The organism is Mycobacterium sp. NGS54 (assembly GCF_059812465.1).
In genome coordinates, this window is the sequence record NZ_JCALCS010000017.1 from 1 (window position 1) to 6232 (window position 6232).

A 6232-nucleotide genomic window follows, 5' to 3' on the forward strand; every position below is an offset into this window, starting at 1 on the left:
GCCCTGGCCCGCGGGCGATCGTCCGCGCCGGGCCGCGGTGTCGTCGTTCGGGATCAGCGGGACCAACGCGCACGTGATCGTCGAGGAAGTGCCCGCCGAGCCGGAACCCGTTGCGGTCCAACGTGATCAGCCGCCGTCGGTGCCGTGGGTGGTGTCGGGCCGTTCCGAGCGGGCGCTGGCCGACCAGGCGGCCCGGCTATCGGCATGGGTGGGCGGCCGCGAGGGGTTGAGCGCCGCCGACGTCGGCTGGTCGCTGGCCACCAGCCGCTCGACGCTCGAGCATCGGGCGGTGGTGGTGGGTCCCGACCGCGAGACGCTGCTGGCGGGCCTGGCCGGGGTGGCTTCCGGTTCGCCCGGCGCGGGCGTGGTGACGGGCCGGGCCCGGGCCGCGGGCAAGACGGCGTTCGTGTTCCCCGGCCAGGGGTCGCAGTGGGCCGGCATGGGGGCCCAATTGCTCGACGAGTCAACCGTGTTCGCCGACCAGATGCGCCGGTGCGACAAGGCGCTCGGCGAGCACGTGCAGTGGTCGTTGATCGACGTCATCCGCGCGGCGCCGGGCGCGCCGGGGCTGGATCGGGTGGACGTGGTGCAGCCGGCGCTGTGGGCGGTCATGGTGTCGCTCGCCGAATTGTGGCGATCGGTGGGGGTCGCGCCTGACGCGGTGATCGGCCATTCGCAGGGCGAGATCGCCGCGGCGTACGTGGCCGGGGCGCTGTCGCTGGAGGACGCGGCGCGGGTGGTGGCGCTGCGAAGCCGGCTCCTGCTGCAGTTGTCGGGCGAGGGGGGCATGGCCTCGCTGGCTTGCGGCCTGCCGCAGGCGCGGGAACTGGCGGCGCACTGGGGCGATCGGTTGAATGTCGCGGCGGTGAACGGCGTTTCGGCGGTCGTCGTGTCGGGTGACGTGGAGGCGCTGGACGGGCTGATCGGGCGCTGTGCAGCCGACAACGTCCGGGCCCGGCGGATCGACGTCGACTACGCCTCGCACTCGACGCAGGTGGACGCGATCCGCGAACCACTGACCCAGGCGCTGGCCGACATCGAGCCCCACTCGTCGTCGACCGCGTTCTACTCGACCGTCACCGGTGAGCTCATGGACACGGCGGGCTTGGACGCCGAGTACTGGTTCCGAAACATCCGCGAGACGGTGGAATTCGAGCGAGCGGTGCGTGATGCGCGCGACGCCGGATACCGGACATTCATCGAATGCAGCCCGCACCCGGTGCTGATCGCCGGTATCGAAGAGACCGTCGCTTCCGCGGACGACGTAACCGTCATCCCGTCACTGGGCCGCGACGACGGCGGACTGGACCGGTTCTGGCTGTCCGCGGGCCAGGCGCACGTCGCCGGGGCCGAGGTGAATTGGCGGGCCGCGTTCGCCGGCGGTGACGTTAGGAACGTGGAGCTGCCGACGTATGCGTTTCAGCGGCAGCGCTTTTGGTTGCCCGCGCAGTTCATGGGCTCGGGCGATACCGGTCGGTTGGGCCTGGCCGCGGCCGACCACGGCTTGCTCGGTGCCGTGGTGGAGCGGCCCGACTCCGGCGGGGTGGTGTTGACGGGCCGGCTTTCCGTCGCCGCCCACCCGTGGCTGGCGGACCACCAGGTCGCCGGGGTGACGCTGTTCCCGGGAACGGGGTTTGTGGAATTGGCCGCCCGGGCGGGCGACGAGGTCGGCTGCCCGGCGATCGAGGAGCTGACCCTGTCCGCTCCGTTGGTGCTGCCCGCGGCGGGTTCGGTGCAGGTTCAGGTGGTCGTCGGCGCGACGGACACGACGGGCTCGCGGCCGGTGGCGGTGTATTCGTCGGGCGGGCAGCCGGATTCGGAGTGGGTACTCAATGCCGAGGGCTTGTTGGGCGCCCGCGCGGCCGCACCTGGCGCGGATCTGTCGACCTGGCCGCCGGCCGGCGCCGAGGTGGTCGAAGTGAGCGACGCCTACGCGCGTCTGGCGGCGCGGGGCTACGAGTACGGTCCCGCCTTTCGGGGATTGCGGGCCATGTGGCGTCGCGACGACGAGATCTTCGCCGAGGTCGCCGTCGCGCCGGAGGCGGCCGGCGTCACGGTCGACGGGTTCGGGATCCATCCGGTGCTGCTGGACGCCGCGCTGCACGCTCTGGGCCTGGCCGACGCGGACGCCCCGACGGTGTTGCCGTTTGCCTGGCAGCGGGTAAGCCTGCACGCGGCGGGCGCATCGCGGGCGCGGGTCCGGATCGCGCCGCTCGGCGGCGGGGCGGTGTCCATCGAGCTGGCCGATGCGATGGGCCTTCCGGTGCTGTCGGTGCGACGGCTGGACCTGCGGCCGGTCTCGGCCGCCCAGCTGTCGGCCGCGACGGCCCCGGCCGCCGGGCGATTGCTCGAGGTCGTCTGGTCCCCGATGCCGGTGAGCGACAACGGCGTTGGCGACGGCGTGGTGGTGTGGGAGCCGGGCGTGGGCGCGGACGTGGTGCGGGCCGCGCGTGACGCCGTCCACGAGGCGTTGGGCGTGTTGCAGTCCTGGCTGGCCGGCGACGGGCGCGGGGTGCTGGTCGTGCTGACCCGCGGCGCCGTCGCCTTGCCGGGCGAAGACGTCTCAGACCTCGCCGGCGCGGCGGTGTGGGGGCTGGTCCGGTCGGCGCAGGCCGAGCATCCCGACCGGGTGGTGCTGGTCGATTCGGACAGGTCGCTGGACACCAGCGCGGTAATCGGTTGCGGGGAACCGCAAGTGGTGATCCGCGCCGGGTCGGCGTACGCGGCCCGGCTGGCGCCGGTGCCGCCCGACGCGGCCTTGGCGCTGCCCGCGGGCAACTGGCGGTTGGACACCGGCGGCGGCGGGACGCTGGAGGACCTGGTGGTGCGCCCGAGCCCGCCGGTGGACCTGGCCGCCGGACAGGTGCGCGTGGCGGTGGCCGCGGTCGGGGTGAACTTCCGGGATGTGCTGGTGGCGTTGGGAATGTACCCCGGCGGTGGCCAGTTGGGCGCCGAGGGCGTCGGGGTGATCACCGAAGTCGGCCCGGGTGTGTCGGGGCTGGCGGTCGGCGACCCGGTGATGGGGCTGCTGGGGATCGTCGGCTCGGAAGCGGTGGTCGACGCGCGGCTGGTGACCGCGGTCCCGGCGGGGTGGTCCACGCTGGACGCCGCTGGCGTGCCGGTGGTGTTCTTGACGGCGGTGTACGGGCTGTCGGTGTTGGCCGGGTTGCGGGCCGGGCAGCGGGTGCTGATCCACGCCGCGACGGGCGGGGTCGGCATGGCCGCGGTGCAGCTGGCCCGGCATTGGGGGGCCGAGGTGTTCGCCACCGCCAGCCAGGGCAAGTGGGAAACGCTGCGCGCGATGGGTTTTGACGACGACCACATCGGGGACTCGCGCACGCCCGCGTTCGAGCGGAAGTTTCTCGCCGCCACCGGGGGCCGCGGGGTGGACGTCGTGCTGAACTCGCTGGCTGGCGAGTTCATCGACGCGTCGCTGCGGCTGCTGGTCGACGGTGGGCACTTCGTCGAGATGGGCAAGACCGACCTGCGCGACCCGGACGCGATCGCCGCGCAGCACCCCGGCGTGCGGTATCAGGCCTTCGACCTGACCGAGGTCAGCCCCGATCGCATCGCCGCCATGCTGGCCGAGCTCACGGATTTGCTTAGAGAGGGCGTCCTAAAGCCGCTGCCGACAAGGGCTTTCGGCGTGCGCCGCGCCGCCGAGGCGTACCGGTTCGTCAGCCAGGCCCGCCACATCGGCAAGGTCGTGCTGACGCTGTCGTCGGGACTGGCCGGCGGCACCGTGCTGATCACCGGCGGAACCGGGATGGCCGGTTCGGCGCTGGCGCGTCACCTCGTCGACCAGTACGGGGCGGCGCACCTCATGCTGATCAGCCGGAGCGGCGGCGACGAACAAACGGCCGAGCTGGTGGCCGAATTGCGATCGGCCGGCGCCGGGGTTTCGGTGGTGGCCTGCGACGTGGCCGACCGGGACGCGGTGGCCGCACTGTTGGACCGGGTGCCCGCGGAGCACCCGTTGCGCGGGGTGTTCCATGCCGCGGGGGCGCTGGACGACGGGTTGATCGCGTCGTTGACGCCCGAACGCGTCGATACGGTGTTGCGCGCCAAGGTCGACGGGGCCTGGAACCTGCATGAGCTGACCGCGGGCCTGGATTTGTCGGCGTTCGTGCTGTTTTCGTCGATGGCGGGAATCGTCGGCACCCCGGGGCAAGGCAATTACGCGGCGGCCAACAGCTTCCTGGACGCGCTGGCCGCCCATCGCCGCGCCCGCGGATTGCCCGGGCTGTCGGTGGCCTGGGGCCTGTGGGAACGGGCCTCGGCGATGACCGCGCACCTGGGTGACGCGGACAAGGACCGCATGAGCAGGCTCGGCCTCGCGCCGCTGTCCACCACCGAGGCCCTCCAGCGTCTCGACGCCGCCATGCTGGGCGAGCGGCCCGTCGTGGTGGCCACGTGCCTGGATCGGATCGCGCTGTCCGACAACGCCGCCGCGTTGCCTCCGCTGCTGCACGGCCTGGCCACCCGTCCCGCCCGCCGCGTCATCGACGACACCACCGTGACCGCCTCGACCACCGGGCTGGCCGCGCGGCTGCAAGAACTGGCCCCGGACCAGCGACACCGTGAACTCGTCGAGCTGGTGCGCAGCAACGCCGCCACGGTGCTGGGGCGCACCACCGCCGCGGACATCAACGCCGAACGGGCATTCCAGGAGCTGGGTTTCGACTCCCTGACCGCCGTCGAACTGCGCAACCGGCTGAAAACCGCCACCGGGCTCGCCCTCTCACCCACGATCATCTTCGACCATCCCACGCCCAGCGCCCTGGGCGAATACCTGGACACCAGGCTGGCCGCCGGGACCGAGAAGCCCAACCCGGCGACACGCGCCAACGACATCGCCGCGGAGCTGCACGCGCTGCTGAACCGCACCGACTGGAACCCGGAAGACCGGGCACGCCTGGCCATCCGGCTGCAACACCTCCTGACCACCCTCACCGACACGGGCGTCGACGACGCCGACGACGAGGACATCCACGCCGCGACCGAAAGCCAACTCTTCGCCATCCTCGACGAAGAGCTGGGCTCGTAACTTAAGGAGCACGCGGTGCCGGGCACCGAAAAGCATCTCGATTACCTCAAACGCGTCACCGCCGACCTCAGGCGGACGCGGCGACGCCTGCAGGAGTTGGAGGGCAAGCAGTCGGAGCCCGTGGCGGTGGTGGGGATGGCGTGCCGCTACGCGGGCGGGGTGGATTCGCCGGAGGCCTTGTGGGACATGGTGGCCGAAGGCCGCGACGCGGTGTCGGACTTTCCCACCGATCGGGGCTGGGACGTCGACGGGCTGTTCGATCCGGATCCCGACGCCAAAGGAAAGATGTACACACGCCGCGGGTGCTTCCTGCGCGATGCCGGCGACTTCGACGCGGGATTCTTCGGCATCGGCCCAAGCGAGGCCCTGGCGATGGATCCGCAGCAGCGCTTGATGCTGGAGATCTCCTGGGAGGCGTTGGAGCGGGCGGGGATTGACCCGCTCTCGTTGCGCGGCTCGGCGACCGGTGTGTTCGCCGGGGTCATCCATGCCGGCTACGGCGGCGAGGTGAAGGGGGAGCTGGAGGGCTACGGGCTCACCGGCTCGACCCTGAGCGTGACGTCCGGGCGGGTGGCGTACGTGCTGGGGCTGGAAGGCCCCGCGGTGTCGGTGGATACGGCGTGTTCGTCGTCGTTGGTGGCGATGCACTTGGCGGCGCAGTCACTGCGGTCGGGGGAGTCCGACCTGGCGCTGGCCGGCGGCGTGACGGTGATGGCCACCGCGGCCGCGTTCGTGGAATTCAGCCGGCAACGGGCGCTGGCGCCCGACGGCCGGTGCAAGGTGTATGCCGGCGCGGCCGACGGCACCGCGTGGTCGGAGGGGGCCGGGGTGCTGGTCCTGGAGCGGCTCAGCGACGCGCGCCGCCTGGGGCATCCGGTGCTGGCGGTGCTGCGCGGCTCGGCGGTTAACCAGGACGGCGCCTCCAACGGCTTGACCGCACCCAACGGACCGTCGCAGCAGCGGGTGATTCGGGCGGCGCTGGCCAACGCCGGCTTGAGCGCGGCCGACGTGGACATCGTCGAGGGCCACGGCACCGGGACGGTGCTGGGGGATCCGATTGAGGCCCAGGCCCTTCTGGCGACCTACGGCCAAGACCGGGTCGAACCCCTGTGGCTCGGGTCGATCAAATCCAACATCGGCCATACCTCCGCCGGCGCCGGGGTGGCCGGGGTGATCAAGATGATC

2 protein-coding genes are annotated in these 6232 nt (G+C 72.2%); both read left to right on the forward strand.

Features of this window, described 5'->3' with window-relative positions; all coding sequences use genetic code 11:
* A partial coding sequence (locus AC5Y5E_RS30295; protein ID WP_499907703.1) for an SDR family NAD(P)-dependent oxidoreductase occupies positions 1 to 5047 on the forward strand: 5047 nt, incomplete at its 5' end.
* Positions 5048 to 5062: 15 nt separating this feature from the next.
* Positions 5063 to 6232, forward strand: a 1170-nt coding sequence (locus tag AC5Y5E_RS30300; protein WP_499907705.1) for a beta-ketoacyl synthase N-terminal-like domain-containing protein, incomplete at its 3' end; no start/stop codon positions are given.